A 22,100-nucleotide genomic window follows, 5' to 3' on the forward strand; every position below is an offset into this window, starting at 1 on the left:
AAATCTGATTACAACTAATAAGGAGGCTTTTTCTATTATGAAAAAAATGATTTTAGCAGGTGCATTAACTTTAGCAGGAATTACTGGAGCTACTGCGTTTATTCCTGAAACAAAAGTCGCTGCTGCCGCTCAAGAACAAAGCTTTACAAAATTTTATTCTTTGCAAACTGGAGGTAGTTCTGAACAAGAACCTATTTTCCTTCAAAAAGGACAAGAACTAACAATTCATCCTAACAGCAAAACTCCTAGTTACAGTGTTTATGACTCAAATCATAACCTAATTGGACGTTATTCTGATGGTTACGGCCGAATTTTCACTGCAAAAACAGATGGAAATATGTATGTTCAATTTCATGCACCTTACGTTTACTATAGTCCTGTTAGTTTTTCTGTTACTTATACTATTCAATAAAAAAGAGGTCCTTTATAGGGCCCCTTTTATTTCTCTTGCCAATTCACTTTTACAAATCCATCTTTTACTGTTAATCCGCTTATATTCAATACATATTCTTCATTTGCTTTTAAAGTAACTGTAAAAGTACCTTTTTTCGATTCACAAATTTCCTTTAACTCTTTTATACCTTCTCCTTGTCTTTCATACACACTAAAACATAAGTTTCCTCGTTTTGCATCTGTCTCATAAGAAAATGTCACTTCTGTATCCTTTTCATACTGAAATTCAATATCCTTACTGGCAATATCCCATGATGAGAATTTTGCCTCATAACTTGTTTTCCCTTGCTTCTCATTTGCTAAATATATATCCCCGGCTCTCCATGCATCATCTAACGTTTGTGCAAAAGTAAAACCACTAAGTAATACAAACATTGTGCTTGCCAATATCGCAACTAATGTTACTTTCTGTTTTTTAACAAAATTCACCTTACATTCTCCTTCAACCTTCTTTTTACTTCTTCTTACCATATATAATAAAAACCCAATAAAGAATGGCAATATAACTGCTAAAATACTCCATCCTTTGCTCATTTGATGTGCTTTAGCATCTGTATATACCCATGATGCAACACATATTAAAAGTGCTATAAAAGCTAAAAACATCGTCACTCCAGCTACTTCAAATAGTACAAACGGATTAGCGAACTCTTTCATGTAATCTATACTCCTTCTTTAAAAATGACTGTATTACAACATATATCGGAATGTATACATGCATCATAATCACAATGGCTATCAACATAGGAATTTTATAATCCAAATGTGTGACAAATTGTTCTATAACAATTGTTAACAAAACAATCCAAATGGTGTGAATACAAATCATCCATTTCCTCTCTAACTTCTGAGCCTTTCGCACGCCCTGCTTCGTGTTATTTATTAGCTCTTCGCTTGGAGTTATCTCTTCTGCTAAGCTACTCTTTACCTTCTGTTCAAATTTATCTTCTGTCATAAACGAACCCCTCCAAATGTTCTCGCATTTGCTTCTTCGCATAATTAAGGCGATATTTCACTGTACCAATCGGTATATTTAATATTTCGCTCATTTCTTTATAAGAGTATTGTTCATAATAGTAGAGTACGAGCACGGTTTTATATTTTTCATTCAATAGCTGTATAACTTCCCGTATCATTTCCGCTTCCACTTTTTGAATAAATTCTTCTGATATATTCACATCATCTGCGAAATCTATTTCTCCACCATCTTCTTTATAAAATAAATCTAAGACGCGATCTTTCCATCTTTTCTTCTTGCGGTAAAAGTCATAAAATGTACGAACGCAAATTGTAGTAATCCACTTTTTATAATTATCCACATAAAAAAGTTGGTGCCTTGATGAAAAAACCTTTATCCACGTCTCTTGAAAAATATCTTCCGCATCTTCTTTCGTTTTCGCTAACTTATAGCATAAGGAATATATTTGCTGCTTATATATATCAATTAATTCTTCTATCTTTTCTTCCATCATAAGCCTCCTGTCATTTATATAAGACGACGCAAATTCCCCTTTTGTTTGATAAATTTTTTTTATTATCTCCACATAAAAAGGCAATCACAACATCGTGTGATTGCCTTTTACTGAAAGCGAAAAATCGGCTCCGCTTTTCTTTATTGTCCAGTTCCAGCGGCTAGAATACTCGGTGGCTTCGCGCCTTCCTCCGAGGCAAAGTACACCTCTCTGTCAGGAGCTCCATCCCCCTCCTATTCTAAACGAGCCGCTTCCGCTTTTCTTCATTACATTTTTTCTGGTGCAGATACTCCTACGATTGCTAATGCATTTTGAAGTGTAGTGCGTACTGCTTTCATTAACTCGTAACGAGCTTTACTTAATTCTACGTTATCTTGGTTTAATACTTTTTCTGCATTGTAGAAGCTGTGTAATGTTGCTGCTAATTCAAATGCATAGTTTGTAATACGGTGTGGCAGACGTTTTTGTGCTGCATCCGCAACTACAGCTGGGAATTCACCAAGTTTTTTCAGTAACTCTACTTCTTTCTCAGAATTAACAAGTTTATAGTTCACATCTCCATCTACAGCTAATCCTAATTCTTCGCCTTGACGAAGGATACTACATACGCGAGCATGAGCATATTGTGCATAGTATACTGGGTTTTCATTAGATTTTGATACAGCTAAGTCCATATCGAAGTCTAAATGAGAATCACCGCTACGCATTGCGAAGAAGTAACGCATTGCGTCCACGCCTACTTCTTCCATAAGCTCACGAAGTGTAACTGCTTTACCCGTACGCTTACTCATCTTCATTTTTTCACCATTTTGGTATAGTTGTACCATTTGGATGATTTCTACTTCAAGCGTGTCTTTATCGTAACCAAGTGCTTGAATAGCAGCCTTCATACGAGGAATGTAACCGTGGTGGTCAGCACCCCAAATGTTGATTAACTTATCAAAACCACGCTCTAATTTATCACGGTGATACGCGATATCTGGCGTTAAGTATGTGTAAGAACCGTCGTTTTTAATTAATACACGATTTTTGTCATCGCCGTAAGTCATTGAACGGAACCAAGTTGCGCCGTCTTCTTCAAAGATCTCTTCACGCTCTTTTAATACAGCAAGAGCTTGATCGATTTTTCCGTTTTTGTATAGTGATGTTTCTGAGAACCATACATCAAATTTAACACGGAAGCTTTCTAAGTCTTTTTGAAGTTTTGCTAATTCATATTTTAAACCGTATTCACGATAGAATTCATAACTTTCTTTTTCATCAGCTTTCGCATAACGATCGCCGAATTCTTCAGCTAAACGTTTACCGATTCCAATGATATCCGCACCATGATAACCGTCTTCTGGCATTTCTTTATCTAAGCCTAAAGCTTGCATGTAACGAGCTTCAACAGAAAGAGCTAAGTTATGAATTTGGTTACCAGCATCATTAATGTAGTACTCACGAGATACATCGTAGCCTGCTTTTGCTAATAAGTTACATAAAGTGTCACCTACTGCCGCACCACGTGCATGTCCTAAGTGAAGGTCACCTGTTGGATTCGCAGATACGAACTCAACTTGTACTTTTTCACCTTTACCAGTATTCGTTTCACCGTAAGCTTCACCAGCGTTTACGATTGTTGGAATTAAATCTGTTAAGTAGCTATTATCCATATAGAAGTTAATAAAACCAGGACCAGCGATTTCGATTTTTTCAATAGAAGCTTTTGCTTTATCGAAGTTTGCAACTAGTTCTTCTGCAATCATACGAGGTGCTTTTTTCGCAACGCGTGCAAGTTGCATTGCCATATTTGTAGAGAAGTCACCATTTGTTTTATCTTTTGGAGATTCTAATACAACGTTTGGAATCTGTTCTTCTGTCGCTAATTCTGCCTTTAATACAGCAGCCTGAATTTCTTCTTTAATCAATCCTTTTACTTGTTCTAAGGAATTCATTATTTTGCCTCCTTCAAATTAATTGTAATAGTATATCTGCCAGCTTCTTGTTCACTTAGAAGCAATGCGTAAGTTAAGAAGAGTTGTCCTTTTTTCTTTTCATCCGACCATTTAAAAAGAACGTTATCAGTCTTTGTTTGCAATGCAAACGTACCAAGTTCACTCGTATACGTACCAGTTGTCCATTCACCTTTCACATGCGTCTGACGCATAGAAACAGCACCTGAACGCATAATGAGAACTTGTTCATCTTGAATTTTAATAATTGTTTTCACTTCGCCTTGTTCGTTCGGCTCCTGGAATGTTACATATGTACCTTGACCTTTTACATAGTATTGACCATTTGCTTCAAAAGCAACGGTTTCCTTCCTCGCCCCTTCACGGATTTCTGTTACGAAATGAACGTGTACCGGCAAGCCTGCAAGTTGTTTCTCCACGTCTTGCACACCTTTCAAATGTTATAGATATTAAATACTACTTATAATAAATCACTTTTCCTATCATATCAAAAAAAGACTCTGTCTGTCTGCTGAAAAATCAGGAAAACTCCATTTCAAAAAATAATTCACTTCTACTTTATTTCATATGATAAAATATTTTTTAAATCTAAATATTCTTTCAATTGAAGAGGTGAATATAGTGATACCAACAAAGTTAAAAAAGGGTGATGAAATACGAGTGATTTCACCATCGTGTAGTTTAAGTATTGTTTCAAATGAAAATAAAAAATTTGCTATAAAAAGATTAACCGACATGGGCTTTCAAGTTACATTCTCAAAATATGCCGATGAGATAGATCGATTTGCTTCCTCTTCTATTTCTTCCCGCATTCAAGACCTCCATAAAGCATTTGGAGACCCTAATGTAAAAGCTATTTTGACGACACTTGGCGGATACAACTCCAATAGTTTATTGAAACATCTCGATTATGATCTAATTCATAAAAACCCGAAATTTTTCTGTGGTTATTCAGATATTACTGCTTTAAATAATGCAATTTACGCAAAAACAGGTCTCGTTACATATTCAGGACCCCATTTCTCTTCCTTTGGAATGGAGAAAGGGCTCGAGTATACAACCGATTACTTTTTAAAGTGCTTAACTTCTAATGAGCCTATTGAAGTCCTGCCATCTGAAACATGGAGCGATGATTCTTGGTATATAGATCAGGAAAATCGAGAATTTATTAAAAATGAAGGATACGTTTCAATTCAGGAAGGAGAAGCTACGGGAGATATTATCGGTGGCAATATGAGCACATTTAACTTACTGCAAGGCACACCATATATGCCAAATTTAAAGGACAAAATTTTATTTATTGAAGAAGATAGTTTAACTGGAACATCTACTCTTAAAACTTTTGATCGTTATTTACATTCCCTTATGCAGCAGCAAGATTTTGAATACATAAAGGGAATCGTTATAGGAAAGATGCAAAAAGGTGCAGAATGTACGATAGAAGACATTCAAGAAATGATTGCTTCAAAACCTGAACTTGCACATATTCCTATCATTGCAAACGCAAGTTTCGGGCATACAACCCCGATTTTCACTTTCCCAATTGGTGGACGTGCAAAAATTATTTCTAACAAGGAAAAAACATCTATCACTATTTTAACGCACTAAAAAGGAGCGAATGAGTCGCTCCTTTTATGGTTTTTCTATTTTTTCCAACGCTTTTTGTGGAATAGATTCTTTCGGGATTTCAGCCCATCCTTTTCCTTGCATACCTTTTGCATAAATTTTTATAAACGCCCCCGTATGCAATTCACGGTTCATCATTCTTTTAATGATCTGTAACTTTCCGTCTTCTGTATACCCTTTAAAAGTATACAAGTATTCTCCGTCTTTTTTCTCACCTTTATCTATAACCGCATAATAATCTTGTATTTCTTTATTTGAAAAGAAGTTGTCTACAAAAGCATGTACACCTTCTGTTTTTGTGTTCAAATAATACGCTGTTCCACCTAGAATAATGGCGAATATAGCTAAAACTTTAATTACCAATTTCATACATGAACCTCCTGTTTGCACTTCTTTCTCACTAGTATTATATCTATACTTGTATTATACGGAAAAGAGCATACTATACTCTATCTAAAAGTCTTACACTTTCCTTACATTATTGTAAGGGATTTTTCTTACAGCAAGTTCCCAAGAAAAAATTTTTCCGTTTCATACACTTTTATATTATTATTGAATGATACGAATTTTTATTACAAAAATCAAAGGAGACAGTTTTCAAATGGCTATCTTGCAAGGTTTAGCACTATTACTTGTTGTACTTTGTCTATTTACACTTTTTAGTTACCGTGCGCCTTATGGAATGAAGGCGATGGGTGCTTTAGCTAATGCAGCAATCGCAAGTTTTCTTATTGAAGCATTTCACCGTTATATAGGTGGAGAAATGTTTCATAATGACTTTTTACAATCAGTAGGAGAAGCTTCCGGTAGTATGAGCGGTGTCGCAGCAGCGATTTTAGTCTCATTAGCAATCGGTGTTTCCCCCGTATACGCTGTTTTAATTGGTATCGCTACTAGTGGATTCGGTATTTTACCAGGATTTTTCGCTGGATACGTTTGTGCTTTCGTCGTGAAATTTCTCGAAAAGAAATTACCAGCTGGCGTGGAATTTTTAGCAATCCTATTTATCGCTGCACCAATCTCACGCGGAATGGCAATGCTTATGGATCCGCTTGTTAACGCAACACTCGGTAAAATCGGTTCTATGATTTCAGTTGCAACTACAGAAAGCCCTATCATTATGGGTATTATGCTTGGTGGATTAATAACAGTTATTTCTACCTCTCCACTAAGTTCTATGGCACTAACTGCAATGCTTGGATTAACAGGTTTACCTATGGCAATTGGTAGTCTTGCCGTTGCGGCCTCAGCCCCGATGAACTTTATTTTCTTTAAACGATTAAAAATTTGTTCAAAGAAAGATACAATTGCTGTAGCAATCGAACCTTTAACACAAGCCGATGTTGTCTCAGCAAATCCAATTCCAATCTATATGACAAATTTCGTTGGCGGTGCACTTGCCGGTATTATTACATCGCTATTCCAGCTTGTTAATAATGCACCAGGAACAGCATCACCAATTCCAGGTCTTCTTGTCCTATTCGGATTTAATGACGTTATAAAAGTAACGATCGCTGCCGTACTATGTGGAATCGTTACCACTATTGTCGGATACATTGGATCTATTGTGTTCCGTAAATATCCAATCCGCTCTGCTGATGAAATTCGCGGAGTTACTTCGGAAGAGAAGGTTGCATAAGAAAAAGAGCTATTCCCATCGTTTGAGAATAGCTTTTTTTTGTGTTGCGTAACCGTAAATGAAATTATATCGGCGGTTTTTTTAATATATCAGCGCAACTCGAATTATATCGGCGATTTTTTTAATATATCGGCGCAACTCGAATTATATCAGCGATTTTTTTAATATATCGACTTACCGACACATAACGACAAAATAAGAGCCCTCTAATCATATAGAGGGCTCTTATTTTATCTAGCTGCAGCGGCTAGAATCTCCAGCCATTTCACACTCTCGGTCGAGCGTTCCAATGACCTGCGATTCTGAGCGAGCTGCCTCCGCTTTTATTACTATCCAGTTACGCCTCCTAGACCCTTGCGTCTAAGAACCTTCCCTGCCAAAAGGTAAAAAGCACCTTTTGCAGGAAAGAACCTTAGTCACCGGGTCTAAACAGTCGGCTTCACTTTTATTTCACCCAACCGAGCAGCATTTCCCGCACGAATTTGCTTGCTGCGACTGGTGTTTGATCACTATGGTCGTAGACTGGAGCTACTTCTACTAAGTCTGCTCCAACTACATTTATATTTGAATTTGCAATTGCTACGATGGAATCTAATAATTCTTTAGATGTGATACCGCCAGCTTCTAATGTTCCTGTTCCTGGAGCGTGAGCTGGGTCTAATACATCAATGTCGATTGTGACATAGACTGGGCGGCCAGCAAGTTTCGGTAATACTTCTTTTAACGGTTCTAATACGTCAAATTTGTATAAGTTCATACCTACTTCTTTCGCCCATTCAAATTCTTCCTTCATTCCAGAACGAATTCCGAAAGAATATACGTTTTCCGGACCAATTAAATCACACACTTTACGAATTGGTGTAGAGTGGGATAAAGGCTCCCCTTCATACGATTCACGTAAATCAGTATGAGCATCCATATGGATGATTGCTAAATCCGGATATTTTTTTGCCATTGCCTTAAAAATTGGCCAAGACACTAGGTGCTCACCGCCGAGACCTAGTGGAAACTTATCGGCATCTAAAAGTTTTGATACATACTCTTCAATCATGTCTAAGCTACGTTGTGCGTTTCCGAATGGTAATGGGATATCACCCGCATCAAAATATTTTACCTCTTCTAGTTCACGATCTAAATACGGGCTATATTCTTCAAGACCGATTGATACTTCACGAATACGTGCAGGGCCAAAACGAGATCCCGGACGGTAACTTACTGTCCAATCCATAGGCATCCCATAAATAACTACCTTTGACTCTTCAAAACTTGGATGACTTTTAATAAATACTTTACCTGAATAAGCTTCATCAAAACGCATATTCTTTTCCTCCTTATGTGGAACTTAAGGTATCCCAACCTTTCACTATTTCTCAAATTTGGAGCGAATTGCTCCTCTTTCTCGATTTACCGGGTCTTCTTTTTAACAACAAGAAGACGATTTTCTCTACAGAAGTGTAAGTAGCTAGCATGTTCAAGTCTTCTGGACAAACACCTTAAATGAGCTACTTACACTTTATTTGTTTGATACAATTCTCTTACTTAATTAAATCCCCAACAAATTTCGGTAATGCGAATGCTGCATTGTGTAATTCTTTTGTGTAGTATTTCGTTTCGATTTCGTGGAAACGCTCTTCACTTACTTCTAATGGATCATGTTTTTTAGATCCAATTGTGAACGTCCAAAGACCACTTGGGTAAGTTGGAATGTTTGCTGTGTATAAACGAGTAATTGGGAAGATCTCTTTTACGTCTTTAAACACAGTTGTAATTAGTTCTGGTGTAAACCAAGGGTTGTCCGTTTGTGCAACGAAAATACCATCTTCTTTTAACGCTTTTGAAATTCCAGCGTAGAAGCCTTTTGTAAATAGGTTTACTGCTGGTCCTACTGGCTCAGTAGAATCTACCATAATTACATCGTATTCATTTTCGCTTTCTGCGATATGTAGGAAACCGTCTCCTACTTTTACTTCTACACGCTCATTATCTAATGCGCCTGCAATTGATGGTAAGTATTGTTTAGAGTACTCAATTACTTTTCCATCGATTTCAACAAGAGTTGCTTTCTTTACACTTGGGTGTTTTAACACTTCACGAATAACACCACCATCACCGCCACCAACAACTAATACGTTTTCAGGGTTTGGATGTGTAAATAAAGGTACGTGTGCTACCATTTCGTGATAAACGAACTCATCTTTTTCTGTTGTCATAACCATGCCATCTAAAATAAGCATGTTTCCGAACTCTTCCGTTTCGACCATATCAAGTTTTTGGAATTCTGTTTGCTCCGTATGTAATGTGCGGTTAATACGCGCCGTAATCCCAAAATGTTTTGTTTGTTTTTCAGTGAACCATAGTTCCATCGTACAATCACGCCTTTCAATGCAAATTTATAATAGGGACATCATTAATGTCCCCTAACAAAAATAAAACAAAACATCCAAAATGTATAGTTAAAAGTACAAAAATACCGAAAATATATTTTAGTCAGAGGGTTCTAACATATGTGCGGAAAGGGTTTGCACCGCAAAAGGAAAGAAAACCCTTTCTTAAGAAAGGGCTTTTGTCTCTATTTCTACTGGTTTACGAATTGGAATTAGGATCATAATACAACCAACTAACACAACAATTCCACCTACTAAAAACGGACTTTGTGGTGAAACAGTATGACCGATAATTCCTGATAAAATTGGAGCAATCGCACCACCTAACCAACGAACAAAGTTATAAACACCTGACGTAACAGATCTTTCATAAGGTGAAATATCCATTACATAACTTGTATATAATGCATTGTTTAAGCCAGATGCCAATCCTGATAAAACGATAAGAGTAATTTGTAACCACATAATTTTCACAAAGAATAGTGCAATTAAGAAAATCGCAAATACGAGTAAACTACCCTTTAATAATGTTTTTGGTTCATATTTCCCTTCTAGCTTATGTGCTAAAATTGCAGAACCGTAAGCTAACGCGAGCCCCCATCCGCAAAATACAAAGCCTAATTGAATAGCTGATAAATGCATAATAAGTGGTGAATATGCTAACACAACGAAAAATCCGTAGTAGTATAACATTCCTGAAATCGCACCTTGCATAAACGGTTTATACTTCACCAGGTTAAGTAATTCTCCTACCCCAGCAGCCTTACGCTTCACTTTTCGCTCCGGTTCTTTTACAAAAAAGAATACTAAAATAAATGCTAAGAAAATTAAAATACTTGTCGCGAAAAACGGATAACGCCAAGAATGACCACCTAATATCCCGCCCAATAATGGTCCGCCAGCCATGCCTAAACCGATAGCTGCTTCGTATAATCCTACTGCTTCATGAACTTCTTTACTTAATGCTATTAATAGCGTCATTGCTGTAGCAAAAAACATCGCATTTCCTAATCCCCATCCAGCGCGGAAAAGAGATAATTGAGCAATCGTTTGCGATATACCGCATATAAACGCAAATACAGTCACAATCGCAAGACCGATTGTCATCATCCGTTTATCACCAAATCTCGATGCAAATATACCAGCTGGTAACATCATGATTGCCATCGTTAAAATATAAGCGGTAAATAACATTTCAACTTGCCAATGCGTTGCACCAATTTTCTCAGCAATAATTGGCAAAATTGGGTCAACTACCCCTATACCCGAAAAGGCAAGAAAGGTAGCCACCACTGTAATCAATCTCCCTAGTTTTTGTTTGCTCTCCATTTTGATTACTCTCCTTTTGTGTTCTCTAAAAATGTTACTGCACGATGTAAACTATCTTCTAGTTCTGCCTTTACACGTTGCATTTGCTCCATTTTTTCGTCTAGCGTTTCCACTTGTTTTTCAAGCATATCTTTAATTTCTTGAATCACTTCACGATCACGAGGGTTTTCGCTATTTCTTCTTTGCTCCATTCTTTCTTTTAACGATAAAAAATGCTGCATCTCTTGAAGCGTAATTCCTAACACTTCTTTCGCTTCCACAATTTTTTTAATTCTGGCGATATCCCCGTCTGTATACAGGCGAATGTTCCCCTCACTACGTTCAGGGGGATGAATTAAACCAATTTCCTCATAATAACGAAGTGTACGTTTTGTCAAACCAACTTGCTTTGTTACTTCATCAATTTTATACATGTTTATTCCTCCCTTCACTTGATTATTACATTTTACGTTAACGTTAACTTTTGTGCAACTGTTAGACTTTTGTAAATGTTTGTCATATTCAATTGTATTTTCCCTAAAGCAGTTTCATAATGAAAGAAAAGAGATAATAAGGAGAATTTCACATGAGTAAACCACTTATTTTCGCTCACCGCGGAGTAAAAGGAACACATCCCGAAAATACGATGATTGCCTTCCAAGAAGCAGAACGCATTGGCGCTCACGGAATTGAACTCGATGTCCACTTATCAAAAGATGGTGAACTTGTCGTAATTCACGATGAAACCGTCGATCGTACAACAAATGGCGTTGGACTTGTTTCGGAAAAAACGGTAGAGGAACTACAATCATTGGACGCTGGTAGCTATAAAGACCCTTCTTTCCATGAAGCAAAAATCCCAACGTTGCGTGAGGTTTTCATTTGGCTTTCCACAACGAACTTACAACTAAATATTGAATTAAAGACAGATGTTATTCATTACCCAAATATTGAGGAAAAAGCTGTTGCACTTGTGCGTGAATATCATCTTTCTAATCAAATTGTATTTTCATCATTTAACCATGACTCTGTTTCATTATTAGCAGAAATTGCTCCTGAAATCCCAAGAGCAATTTTATATGATACACCACTTTCTGATCCAATTGCCGAAGCAAAACATAGAGAAGCAAATGGATTACATCCAAACTTCCAGTTATTAACGAAAGAATTTGTGCAGTTAGCACAAGAGCAAGGGTATGTTTTCCGTCCATATACAATTAATGAATACAAAGATTTACAAACTATGATTGATTATGGTGTAGATGTCATCATTACCGATTGGCCAGCACGTGCCTTTGAGCTCCTTTCTTAATGGAAGGGGCTTTTTTATTTTCGAAATTTCATTGTTTAAAATAAACGAAAACCCTCAATACTAATACAATAACGCTTGTATTAATGAGGGGCTGAAAAAAGATGGATCAAACTATGAATCCAAAACTTAAAAAATATAAACGTCTTTTCTTCACCGCAATGTTTTCTTGCGTCCTTTTCTTCGTTTTTTCTTTTATTATTATTATTATAGTTGCAAAAATTATGGGACCTCCTCCTGTTGCGGTCCCGCAAACAAGCGTCTTTTACGCAAATGATGACACTGTTATAGGACAAAGTAATGAAATGCAAAAACGTTACAATGTATCTCTTAATGAAATTTCACCTTATGTAAAAGAAGCGACCCTTTCTATTGAAGATCAAAGATTTTATAAACATCACGGCTTCGATATGAAACGGATTGCGGGTGCAATTGTTGCTGATTTAAAAGCGATGGCAAAAGTACAAGGAGCTAGTACAATTACACAACAATACGCGCGTAATCTGTATTTAGATCATGATAAAACGTGGAAACGTAAATTATTAGAGGCAATGTACACTGTCCGCCTTGAAGTAAACTATAATAAAAATCATATTTTAGAAGGATATTTAAACACAATTTATTACGGACATGGCGCTTATGGCATCGAAGCTGCGTCCCGTCTATATTTCGATAAAACGGCAAAAGAGTTAACATTAGCAGAAGCTAGTATGCTCGCAGGTATCCCGAAAGGGCCAAGTGTCTATTCTCCCTTTTTGAAAGAGGATCGTGCGAAAGGACGACAAGCTCTCATATTAGATGAAATGGTAGAACAAGGATATATTACGAAGCAACAAGCAGCCTTAGCGAAGAAAGAGCCACTAACTTTTGCCTCATTGGATACGAAAAAAGTAGCAGAGGTCGCACCATATTTCCAAGATGCTGTACAAGCTTCGCTCCTTCGTGATGTTGGATTAGACGAACAAGCTTTACAACGGGGTGGCTTGCGAATTTATACAACGCTAGACCCTAAACTACAAGCTGTAGCAGAACAAGCTGTAAAAGATCATATACCTGATACAACAAACATACAAACTGCTCTCGTCTCTATGAATCCAACGACAGGTGAAGTGGCTGCTCTTGTTGGTGGGACTGATTATAATATGAGTCAATTTAACAGGGCTACACAAGCCGTTCGTCAGCCTGGTTCTACATTTAAGCCATTTCTATATTATGCGGCATTAGAACGAGGATTCACGCCTGCTACGCGCTTAAAAAGCGAATATACTGTATTCACCTTAGGTGACGGAGTTTCAAAGTATAAACCGAAGAACTATAAAGATTATTATGCAGATGATTTCGTAACGATGGCACAAGCTCTCGCAGTCTCTGATAACATATATGCTGTGAAAACGAATTTGTTTTTAGGAGATGACGCGCTTGCAAAAACAGCGAAACAATTTGGAATTAAAAGTGCATTAAAAGATGTGCCTTCTCTAGCTCTCGGTACGTCACCAGTAAAACCAATTGAAATGGTTAACGCTTATAGCATGTTCGCAAACGGTGGAAAAGAAGTAAAACCTACTTTCATTCGCCGCATTATGGATCATGAAGGAAATATATTATACGATGCTCATTTAGAGAGTAAACAAGTTCTCGACAAGAGCAAAGCGTTTGTAATGGAAGAAATGATGACAGGTATGTTTAATAAGAAACTAAGCAGTTATGCTGCTGTAACTGGCCAATCGATGTTATCAAAATTATCAAGAACATATGCAGGAAAATCCGGTTCTACTGAAACGGATAGTTGGATGATCGGATTTACTCCGCAAATCGTAACAGGTGTATGGGTCGGATATGATCAACCTAAATCTATTTCAAACGTAGCAGAACAAGGGTATGCGAAGAAAATATGGACTGATACGATGGAGAAGGGCTTAGATGGACAGCCTAAAAAAGAATTTAAACAACCAAGTGACGTCGTAGCGGTTAATATCAATCCAGAGAACGGTAAAATTGCTACAAAAAATTGTCCTATTTCTGTGAAAATGTATTTCGCTAAAGGTACCGAACCGACTGAATATTGTATGGATCACGTCGATGATAAAGAAGAATTTGAAAAAACGACTGAAGAAAAGAAAAAAACAAGTTGGTGGAAAAAATATCTTCCTTGGTAAAAAAATAGCTGACGGGCATCCGTCAGCTATTTTTTATTCACTTAATAATGCACGGCGCAATTCTTCACTAGATTCGTTCCAAATCGCTTCATTATGTTCTTTCAAGAACGTACCAAGTACCTTTTTAGATGATTCATCCATATGGTCAACCATAATGTGACGCTTCAATGATTTATCCATTTTATTTACGTGCTCTGGAAGTGATTTATATCCGCGGCGAATTTCACGGTCTACTGTCATTTCACAAGCTGTTACACCTGCATAATACGCACCTGTCGCAGTTCTTTCAATCGTTACCCAAACAAGCCAAAATGGTTTTCCGTTTGGAACTTCATCTTTATTTGTTAAAAACTTAATACCTTTTTCTACTGTACTACGCGCGTGCATCGCACCAATATCAACGAATGCAGTTTTCTCTAGTACATCAACAAATACAGGTGAAATGTTTTCTAAGCTTAATGCCCCAACACCAAATCCACCATGTCCATCTGTTGAATCATTTTTCACGATATTAAAACCGATTTTTTTCTTTTTCTCTGTCATATGTAAAATCCTCCTCACTTAAAAATTATAAAAGGCCAAAAATAGGCGCAATGATGCTATCTAAAAATACAAATACATGCGGAATAACTACCTGGAAAATAGGTTGAATTGTGTAATTACTAAGCGGTGTAATAACGAGAATTAATAACGCAATTGCCCCGTATTTTTCATACTGTGTCATTTTCGCGCGAATATTTGCTGGCGCTAAATCTTCCACAACTCGATACCCATCAAGTGGCGGGATCGGTAATAAGTTAAATACAAGTAAAACGATATTCAGCATAATAAAAATCTGGAAAAATTGAGCTAACGTATCTGCTACTGCAGATGGAATTGAGTATAATACACCAAATTTTACTAAGCTATACCAAATAATTAAACCAATTGCGCTTAAAATTAAGTTACTAATCGGCCCTGCAATTGAAACTAATATACCTGCAAGACGCGGTCTTTTAAAGTTATATGGGTTAACAGGAACCGGTCTTGCCCAACCGAATCCAAGAATTAATACTGCAATCAAACCTATAGGATCTAAGTGTGCCATCGGTGATAACGTTAAACGGCCTTGTCTCTTTGCTGTATCGTCTCCAAATTTATATGCTACATATGCATGTGCAAATTCATGAACTGATAATGCGATAATAATGGCCATTGCTACCAAGGGAATTTGGTGCAACGGGTATCTAAATAACTGATCCATGCTTCATCTCCTCTTCCATATGTCAAAAAAAGAAATTATTTGTTTTTTCGATTGTTCTTCCCCATAATCCGCTATAATAAGAGTGTAACTTACATAAAAGGAGCGATTGTACATGCCATACGTAACAGTGAAAATGCTAGAAGGACGCACAGAAGAACAAAAGAAAGCTCTTGCTGAGAAAGTAACAGCAGCAGTAAGCGAAACAACTGGTGCTCCTGAAGAAAACATCGTTGTTTTCATCGAAGAAATGTCTAAAAACCATTATGCAGTTGGCGGAAAACGCTTAAGTGACAAATAATTTCAAGTTTTTTCATAAGAAGCAGCCATTAGCTGCTTCTTATTTCTTTCCTTCTAACAACTCAATAATTCTCTCTTTATATTTTCCTTTTCTTCCATCTTCATAGATTAAATCATGTGGATAGAATAGCTTTTGATCCGTTCTTTTCTTACCTGTAATCGCCTCAACAATATCCGACTCACGTGAAAGCTCTCTAAGCTCTCCGTTTGGCATAAGAAGTAGGATTGGTAGACGCTCTTCTTCTTCTCCTGCACGATAAAAGTCATACGGTAAGTCTGATGTTGAATCAACTACTAAATAATACTCCGGATCAAGTCCAATCTTTTTAAATAAACTACTTAATTCCATCCAATTATCTAAACCGTGTTTATCTGTAAACTCTACATATTTAAATAGATTTCGATTCATAAAACGGCGGCATAAATCGCTTAAAATTGAATCTTCTTCTTCCTGCCATACTTGGAAGTAGTAATACATAACGTTCTCGTCTAACTTTAAATAATCCTCTACTGTTACTTCTTCTTCAAATAAAGAATAGAAATGAACAGGATGATTTTTAAATGTATAATACTTCTCGTGCAGTGATTTCGCACGGTGTAAAATCTTCGTTAAAATAACTTCTGCACTTCGCGTTACCGGGTGGAAATATACTTGCCAATACATTTGATAACGACTCATAATGTAATGCTCAACAGCATGCATACCACTATTTTTAATGACTACTTGATTCCCATACGGACGCATTACACGCAGTATACGTTCCATATCGAAGTTTCCGTACTTTACGCCTGTAAAATAAGCATCTCTTAATAAATAATCCATACGATCCGCATCAATTTGGCTCGAAATCATACTAATCGCTAATTTATTAGTAGATGTTTTTGCAATTACATCTGCTACCTTTTGTGGAAACTCCTTATCAACACGACTTAATACATCATTAATCTCCGTATCGCCTACGATAATCTTTTGCGTAAATTTCTCATGATCTAATGAAAATACTTTTTCAAACGAGTGAGAAAATGGGCCGTGACCGACATCATGAAGTAATGCCGCACATAAACATAACAATCTATCTTCAGCATTCCAATTTGGTCTGCCATCAAACACATCATCAATCATACGACGAATAATTTCGTATACACCTAACGAATGAGTAAAGCGACTATGCTCTGCACCGTGAAATGTAAAAAATGTCGTTCCAAGCTGCTTAATACGGCGCAAGCGTTGAAATTCTTTCGTTCCGATTAAATCCCAAATAACACGATCACGCACGTGCACATATTTATGTACTGGGTCTTTAAACACTTTTGTTTCGCTGAGTTTGTCGTTTAAATATACCACTTTCCGACATCCCCCTTTCTTTACTACATTCTTACTTTATATTATAAACGAAATGAGAAACAGAAAGAAATGAAAGACTGTATTAATTTCCTTTATAAAAAGAAAAAATCACCTTTACCGAAGTAAAAGTGATTTCCTTTATACATTATTTACCTAAAACGAATTCAGCAACTTCGTCTAAGATCATATCTTTCCCTAGTGGGAAGTAACCTTTGTTTAAGTCTTCATTTTTAATTGTAAATACGTGGTTATTTTTAACAGCGTTCATGTTTTTCCAAATTGATTCTTCTTGGAATTCTTTTAAGCGCTGAGAACCGTCACCAGTTGTAAATACGAATAAGTAATCTGGGTTGTAATCGATTAAAGCTTCTTTTTGTACTTGTACTAACGGTTTATCAGTTGGTGTACCTTTAACTGCTGGTAGTTTTAAATCATTAAAGATTACGCTACCGTAACCGTAATCACCATATACGCGGAAAGCATTTGGATATGCAGCCATTTTCATAAATGTTGCTTCACCAGTTTTAGCGACGATTTTGTCATGTAATTTGCTTGCTTTTTCATCATACTTTTTGAACCATTCTTTTGTTTCTTTTTCTTTACCGAAGATTTGACCTACTTCTTCGAATTTTGGACGCCATTGATCTAATGGAGTGTTTAACATAACTGTTGGTGCAATTTTAGATAATTGATCATAAATCTTTTCTTGACGATTATTTACAAGAATTAAATCTGGTTTTGCAGCAGCTACTGCTTCAATGTTAATTTTATCGCCCCAAGCAGAACCAACTGGTTTAACGTCTTTTAGTTTCTTTTCAATATGTGCATCAATTTTTTCTTGAGATGTATTAGCAGTAATAACCGGTTTCATACCGAAAATTAATAATTCTTCTGTTGAACCACTAAGGTCAGCAATTTTCTTTGGGTTTGCAGGAATTTTAATTTCCCCTTTTGCATGTTTTACAGTGCGCTCTTCAGTCTTTGCATCTGTTTTCTTTTCTTCTTCTTTGTTAGAACAAGCTGCAAATAGTACAGAAGTCACAACTAGTACCATTGCTAATAGTGCCATTTTAAAATTCTTCATGTTCCCACTCCTTCTAGCTGTATTTATCTTATAAGTTACAATGAACTATAAGAAACAAAGATAACAATTAATTAATATATATTTATTAACTGTTGTTAATAACCCATTCTAACGGGCGTTCAACTTCCCATTCATATATAAGAAGCTCAACGTCCATTAGAAGCCCCCCTCTTTACGAGGGGGTTCTACTTATGCTTTTTTACGCAATTGATTACTAATCATCGCTAAATCATATGTTAAACAAATTGGCTTACAGTTTACTGGACATGGAACGATTTGAGCTTCAATCTCAAATACGTTACGAAGTGTTTCACTTGTCATAACTTCATCTGGCGTTCCTTGTTTCATTAACTTACCTGCTTTTAATGCAATCATATGATCAGAGAAACGAGAAGCGTGGTTTAAGTCATGGATAACCATAACAATCGTTCTACCTTCTTCTTCATTTAACTTTTTCAATAAGTTTAATACTTCTAATTGATGAGCCATATCTAAGTACGTTGTTGGTTCATCCAATACAAGTAATTCTGTTCCTTGTGCAAGAGCCATTGCGATCCAAACACGTTGACGTTGGCCACCTGATAGCGCTTCTGCTGGACGATTCGCAAATTCTTTCATTCCTGTCACTTCAAGTGCCCAGTTAATGTAGCGATAATCCTCTTCTTTCAACGTGCCAAACCCTTTTTGATGAGGGAATCTTCCATATGACACAAGCTCAAATACAGTAAGACCCGTTGGCACTTCTGCAGTTTGTGGTAAAATCGCCATTTTCTTTGCAATTTCTTTCGTTGGCTGTTTCTCAATTGCTTTTCCGTCGAGATAAACAGTACCTTGCTTTGCCTTCAAAATACGAGACGCCGTTTTTAATAATGTGGACTTCCCACAACCATTTGGTCCAATAATTGTTGTAATTTTCCCTTCCGGAATTTCAACTGTTAACCCGTCAATAATTAAACCTTCATTATAGCCAACAGATACCGCATCCACCGCTAAAGTTGCCATACGAAAAGCCTCCCTTTATTTTGTCCTCATAAGTAAATAAATGAAATATGGTGCACCAATTACAGAAATAACAAGACCGACTGGTATTTCTGAAGTTGTTAATACACTTCTTGAAATTACGTCTGCGAATAAAAGTAAAAACGTTCCTATTAGCGCAGCGGTGGGCAACATAATTTGATGTTTACCACCAACAAGGCGCCTTGCTAAATGCGGGGCCATTAAACCGATAAAGCCAATTCCGCCCGCAACAGCAACAGATGCACCTGCTAAACAAACTGCAATAAATAATAATTTACGTCTTTCTTTTTCTACGTTTACACCAAGGCCAACTGCTGTAGAATCGCCTAGGTTCATTACATTTAATATGTGTGCTTTACTTATAGCAAGCGGTAAGAAAATAACCATCCATGGAAGTACACTTAATACGAATTTCCAATCTGTACCCCATAGACTTCCCGCCAGCCAAATCGTAGCAAAACGAAAATCGTTAGATGTCATCTTCATAGAGAAAATTAAACTAACAGCTCCAAATCCAGCTGCAACGGCAATACCGACAAGTATTAATCGAGTCGATGAAACGCCGTCTTTCCATGCTAGTAAATAAATAATTACCGCTGCTAATATCGCTCCAACTAGTGCGAAGAATGGAAGAATGAATACAGATAAAAATGTACCAGTCCCTACTTTCCCGAAGAAGAAGTAGACGAATATAACAACTGTTAATCCCGCTCCAGCATTAATACCTATAATACCTGGATCAGCAAGCGGATTTCGTGATAAACCTTGCAAAATCGCACCTGACATAGCTAAAGCAGATCCGACTAGTATAGCAATTACCATACGCGGCATACGGAATTCAAATAAAATAACAGACTGATCTTCAGCCCCTAGTCCAACCAATGACTTTAATACGTCCATTGGCGGGATTTTAAAAGTTCCTGTATTTAAACTAATAAGAAATATAGAAACGATTAGTCCTACTAAAATCGTTAATATAGAAATGTTCTTTTTTGTTAAGACACTCGTCCTCACATCTTTCCTCTCCCTTCATTACGTGCTAAGTAGAGGAAGAATGGAACCCCAATTAGCGCTGTAATTGCTCCAATTGGCGTTTCAAATGGCGGGTTAATAACGCGAGATAACATATCTGCACATTCAATTAACAGCCCGCCTAAGACCGCAGAACATGGAATAACCCATCTATAGTCCGAGCCTACAAGAAAACGAGTCATATGCGGAATTACAAGACCAACAAATCCAACTGATCCTGCCATGGAAACTGCGGAACCCGTTAAAACAAGAACAAGTACTGTTCCGATAAATTTAATTAATGTCGTATTTTGACCAAGTCCAATTGCAATTTCTTCACCGAAGCTCAAAATTGTAATATATCTCGACATCATAATTGCGATAAAAAGACAAACAAGGCCAATTGGCACTAACATATTAATACTTTGCCATTTCACTCCAGCAACTCCGCCTGCATTCCACATGCTTACCTCTTGGGCAAGATTGAAATACAATGCGATTCCAGATGAAATCGCCCCTAATAAAGCACTAATAGCTGCACCTGCTAAAGCTAATTTCACAGGTGTTAATCCACCTGGTGAAGAAGACCCAATTCCATATACAATGCTTGCACCAAACGCAGCTCCAATAAAAGATGCGATAACAAACATTAAATAAGGTGAATTAGGAAAAAATGCATACATAATTGCAATTCCAAATACAGCCCCATCTGTAATCCCCATTAACGATGGCGAAGCAAGTGGATTTCGCGTCATACCTTGCATAATTGCTCCTGATACCGCTAAAAAGGCACCTGCAACTACGCCCCCTATTGCTCTAGGCATGCGAAGCTCTTGAATTACATTATGATGTGTAATAGATCCATCAAACTGAAATACAGCTTGCCATACAGTCTTTAAACTAATATCTGCAGCCCCAAAAGAAATAGAAACTGCCATGCTTAAAGCTAACAAAACTGTACCCGCTACTAAAATAATAGAAGCGATAAGCGGTCTGCTCTTAATCTCTTTAACATTCTCTTCTTGCTGTTCTATACTGCTTGCGCTCGCTTCCATCCCTCAACCATCCTAACTAACAACATATATTTATTGAAATGAAATTTATTCTCAAATAGTAATAAAAAAATTAGGTGAATTGTTATTTTCCTGATAATGATTCTCAGAATCAGACACTTCTATTCTACCTATCGCTTTAAAAGACTGTCAACCATTATTTTGAAATATAAATTTATACAAATTGGAATTTTAATACAAAAGTTGTGTCTATCCTTTAGAAAACGTTCGTCCATACAAGAGTACTTTCGCAGAATAAATTATTCCTCTTATGGGCATAAAAAAGAAGAGTAATCTTTTCACTCTTCTTTTTCTTACTTATTTAACTTTGCTTCAATTTTTGCGATTAACTCATCTTCTGTTGGAGCCGCAACTGGACGGTTATTTACAAATGCGAATGATTTTTTATGACCAGGACCACAGTAAGACTGACATCCAACTTCAATCGTTGCACATGAATCTACTTTTTTTAACTTCGGAACTAACGTTTTAACGTTCGTTGCCTGACAGTCATCGCACACGCGAAACTCGTTTCCCATTATATAACACTTCCTCTATTTTAAACTTTTCTCAAGTACGTTTAAAAATAAACACTAAATGGTATTTTACCGCTCTTTGAAGCTCGTTGCAAGTTTCCCTACAAAGCCTATTCTCTACATAATGCTACATATTTTATATGCTCTCCTACAGAAGCGCTCACCATTCATGGGAAAATTTTTACCTTTCATCGAAATCTACCATATTTT

General features: G+C 36.8%; 24 protein-coding genes. 6 read left to right on the top strand and 18 right to left on the bottom strand.

Going from position 1 to position 22,100, the window contains the following annotated elements; all coding sequences use genetic code 11:
- Positions 1 to 37 precede the first annotated feature (37 nt).
- The gene (locus AC22L0_RS22815; RefSeq protein WP_000738221.1) at positions 38 to 412 is read left to right on the top strand and encodes a hypothetical protein; all 375 of its coding nucleotides are present in this window, start codon (positions 38 to 40) and stop codon (positions 410 to 412) included.
- A 26-nt stretch (positions 413 to 438) separates the two neighbouring features.
- Here the strand turns inward: AC22L0_RS22815 and AC22L0_RS22820 are convergent, their stop codons facing one another.
- The 5 genes from AC22L0_RS22820 to AC22L0_RS22840 all read right to left on the bottom strand — a co-directional run bounded on the left by AC22L0_RS22820 (position 439) and on the right by AC22L0_RS22840 (position 4,299).
- Positions 439 to 1,110 (bottom strand): hypothetical protein, encoded by a 672-nt coding sequence (locus AC22L0_RS22820; protein WP_000657192.1) that lies wholly within the window; start codon positions 1,108 to 1,110, stop codon positions 439 to 441.
- Positions 1,094 to 1,408, bottom strand: coding sequence for a hypothetical protein (locus AC22L0_RS22825; protein ID WP_000133823.1), 315 nt, complete (start codon positions 1,406 to 1,408; stop codon positions 1,094 to 1,096). The genes AC22L0_RS22820 and AC22L0_RS22825 overlap by 17 nt, the downstream gene beginning before the upstream one ends.
- Positions 1,395 to 1,922, bottom strand: a complete 528-nt coding sequence (locus AC22L0_RS22830; protein ID WP_058840350.1) for an RNA polymerase sigma factor — start codon at positions 1,920 to 1,922, stop codon at positions 1,395 to 1,397. The genes AC22L0_RS22825 and AC22L0_RS22830 overlap by 14 nt, the downstream gene beginning before the upstream one ends.
- 269 nt (positions 1,923 to 2,191) lie before the next feature.
- A complete protein-coding gene (gene argS, locus AC22L0_RS22835; RefSeq protein ID WP_087967143.1) occupies positions 2,192 to 3,862 on the bottom strand; it encodes an arginine--tRNA ligase in 1,671 nt (556 codons plus the stop codon).
- The gene (locus tag AC22L0_RS22840) at positions 3,862 to 4,299 is read right to left on the bottom strand and encodes a YwiB family protein (protein ID WP_000414867.1); all 438 of its coding nucleotides are present in this window, start codon (positions 4,297 to 4,299) and stop codon (positions 3,862 to 3,864) included. Before AC22L0_RS22840 ends, argS begins: the two co-directional genes overlap by 1 nt.
- A gap of 202 nt (positions 4,300 to 4,501) precedes the next feature.
- On the opposite strand from AC22L0_RS22840, the gene AC22L0_RS22845 reads away from it, so the two are divergent.
- Complete coding sequence (locus tag AC22L0_RS22845) at positions 4,502 to 5,488, top strand: S66 family peptidase (RefSeq protein WP_087967141.1); 987 nt, start codon at positions 4,502 to 4,504, stop codon at positions 5,486 to 5,488.
- 24 nt (positions 5,489 to 5,512) lie between these two features.
- Here the strand turns inward: AC22L0_RS22845 and AC22L0_RS22850 are convergent, their stop codons facing one another.
- Complete coding sequence (locus tag AC22L0_RS22850) at positions 5,513 to 5,875, bottom strand: YxeA family protein (RefSeq protein ID WP_000779915.1); 363 nt, start codon at positions 5,873 to 5,875, stop codon at positions 5,513 to 5,515.
- Positions 5,876 to 6,107: 232 nt separating this feature from the next.
- On the opposite strand from AC22L0_RS22850, the gene AC22L0_RS22855 reads away from it, so the two are divergent.
- Positions 6,108 to 7,145, top strand: coding sequence for a PTS sugar transporter subunit IIC (locus AC22L0_RS22855; protein ID WP_487272445.1), 1,038 nt, complete (start codon positions 6,108 to 6,110; stop codon positions 7,143 to 7,145).
- A 445-nt stretch (positions 7,146 to 7,590) separates the two neighbouring features.
- On the opposite strand, the gene speB is transcribed toward AC22L0_RS22855, so the two are convergent.
- From speB to AC22L0_RS22875, 4 genes are all read right to left on the bottom strand, one after another.
- Positions 7,591 to 8,463: an agmatinase gene (gene speB, locus AC22L0_RS22860; protein ID WP_001209831.1), complete on the bottom strand. Its 873-nt coding sequence runs from the start codon at positions 8,461 to 8,463 to the stop codon at positions 7,591 to 7,593.
- Positions 8,464 to 8,680: 217 nt separating this feature from the next.
- Positions 8,681 to 9,508, bottom strand: coding sequence for a polyamine aminopropyltransferase (speE, locus tag AC22L0_RS22865; RefSeq protein ID WP_000424696.1), 828 nt, complete (start codon positions 9,506 to 9,508; stop codon positions 8,681 to 8,683).
- A 186-nt stretch (positions 9,509 to 9,694) separates the two neighbouring features.
- Positions 9,695 to 10,858: an MFS transporter gene (locus AC22L0_RS22870; RefSeq protein WP_000444233.1), complete on the bottom strand. Its 1,164-nt coding sequence runs from the start codon at positions 10,856 to 10,858 to the stop codon at positions 9,695 to 9,697.
- Positions 10,859 to 10,863: 5 nt separating this feature from the next.
- Complete coding sequence (locus tag AC22L0_RS22875) at positions 10,864 to 11,271, bottom strand: MerR family transcriptional regulator (protein ID WP_000276578.1); 408 nt, start codon at positions 11,269 to 11,271, stop codon at positions 10,864 to 10,866.
- A 152-nt stretch (positions 11,272 to 11,423) separates the two neighbouring features.
- Between AC22L0_RS22875 and AC22L0_RS22880 the strand changes: the two genes are divergently transcribed.
- Together AC22L0_RS22880 and AC22L0_RS22885 are read left to right on the top strand one after the other, a co-directional pair.
- Positions 11,424 to 12,149 carry a glycerophosphodiester phosphodiesterase gene (locus AC22L0_RS22880; protein WP_000042788.1) on the top strand — a complete coding sequence of 242 codons (726 nt, stop codon included), beginning with the start codon at positions 11,424 to 11,426 and terminating at the stop codon, positions 12,147 to 12,149.
- Positions 12,150 to 12,250: 101 nt separating this feature from the next.
- Positions 12,251 to 14,302, top strand: coding sequence for a transglycosylase domain-containing protein (locus tag AC22L0_RS22885; RefSeq protein WP_087967140.1), 2,052 nt, complete (start codon positions 12,251 to 12,253; stop codon positions 14,300 to 14,302).
- A gap of 33 nt (positions 14,303 to 14,335) precedes the next feature.
- Here AC22L0_RS22885 and AC22L0_RS22890 read toward each other — a convergent pair whose 3' ends face one another.
- Positions 14,336 to 14,845: a YwhD family protein gene (locus tag AC22L0_RS22890; RefSeq protein ID WP_000136678.1), complete on the bottom strand. Its 510-nt coding sequence runs from the start codon at positions 14,843 to 14,845 to the stop codon at positions 14,336 to 14,338.
- 25 nt (positions 14,846 to 14,870) lie between these two features.
- The gene (locus AC22L0_RS22895; protein WP_000372455.1) at positions 14,871 to 15,545 is read right to left on the bottom strand and encodes a site-2 protease family protein; all 675 of its coding nucleotides are present in this window, start codon (positions 15,543 to 15,545) and stop codon (positions 14,871 to 14,873) included.
- Between the two features lie 112 nt (positions 15,546 to 15,657).
- Here AC22L0_RS22895 and thmT point away from each other — a divergent pair, with 112 nt between their 5' ends.
- Positions 15,658 to 15,843: a 2-hydroxymuconate tautomerase gene (gene thmT, locus AC22L0_RS22900; protein ID WP_001147171.1), complete on the top strand. Its 186-nt coding sequence runs from the start codon at positions 15,658 to 15,660 to the stop codon at positions 15,841 to 15,843.
- A 39-nt stretch (positions 15,844 to 15,882) separates the two neighbouring features.
- Here thmT and AC22L0_RS22905 read toward each other — a convergent pair whose 3' ends face one another.
- The 6 genes from AC22L0_RS22905 to AC22L0_RS22930 form a co-directional block, all read right to left on the bottom strand.
- Entirely contained in the window at positions 15,883 to 17,187 is a 1,305-nt protein-coding gene (locus AC22L0_RS22905) for an HD domain-containing protein (protein WP_000262731.1), read from the bottom strand.
- A gap of 145 nt (positions 17,188 to 17,332) precedes the next feature.
- On the bottom strand, positions 17,333 to 18,271 hold the full coding sequence (locus AC22L0_RS22910) for an ABC transporter substrate-binding protein (RefSeq protein ID WP_000787733.1): 939 nt from the start codon (positions 18,269 to 18,271) through the stop codon (positions 17,333 to 17,335).
- A 189-nt stretch (positions 18,272 to 18,460) separates the two neighbouring features.
- Positions 18,461 to 19,273: an ABC transporter ATP-binding protein gene (locus AC22L0_RS22915; protein WP_000212068.1), complete on the bottom strand. Its 813-nt coding sequence runs from the start codon at positions 19,271 to 19,273 to the stop codon at positions 18,461 to 18,463.
- Positions 19,274 to 19,288: 15 nt separating this feature from the next.
- Positions 19,289 to 20,305, bottom strand: coding sequence for a FecCD family ABC transporter permease (locus AC22L0_RS22920; protein ID WP_001260757.1), 1,017 nt, complete (start codon positions 20,303 to 20,305; stop codon positions 19,289 to 19,291).
- Positions 20,302 to 21,357, bottom strand: a complete 1,056-nt coding sequence (locus tag AC22L0_RS22925) for a FecCD family ABC transporter permease (protein ID WP_000388296.1) — start codon at positions 21,355 to 21,357, stop codon at positions 20,302 to 20,304. The genes AC22L0_RS22920 and AC22L0_RS22925 overlap by 4 nt, the downstream gene beginning before the upstream one ends.
- A 311-nt stretch (positions 21,358 to 21,668) precedes the next feature.
- Complete coding sequence (locus AC22L0_RS22930) at positions 21,669 to 21,893, bottom strand: YuzB family protein (RefSeq protein WP_487272446.1); 225 nt, start codon at positions 21,891 to 21,893, stop codon at positions 21,669 to 21,671.
- Positions 21,894 to 22,100 lie beyond the last annotated feature (207 nt).

Source organism: Bacillus sp. LQ01, from assembly GCF_057624735.1.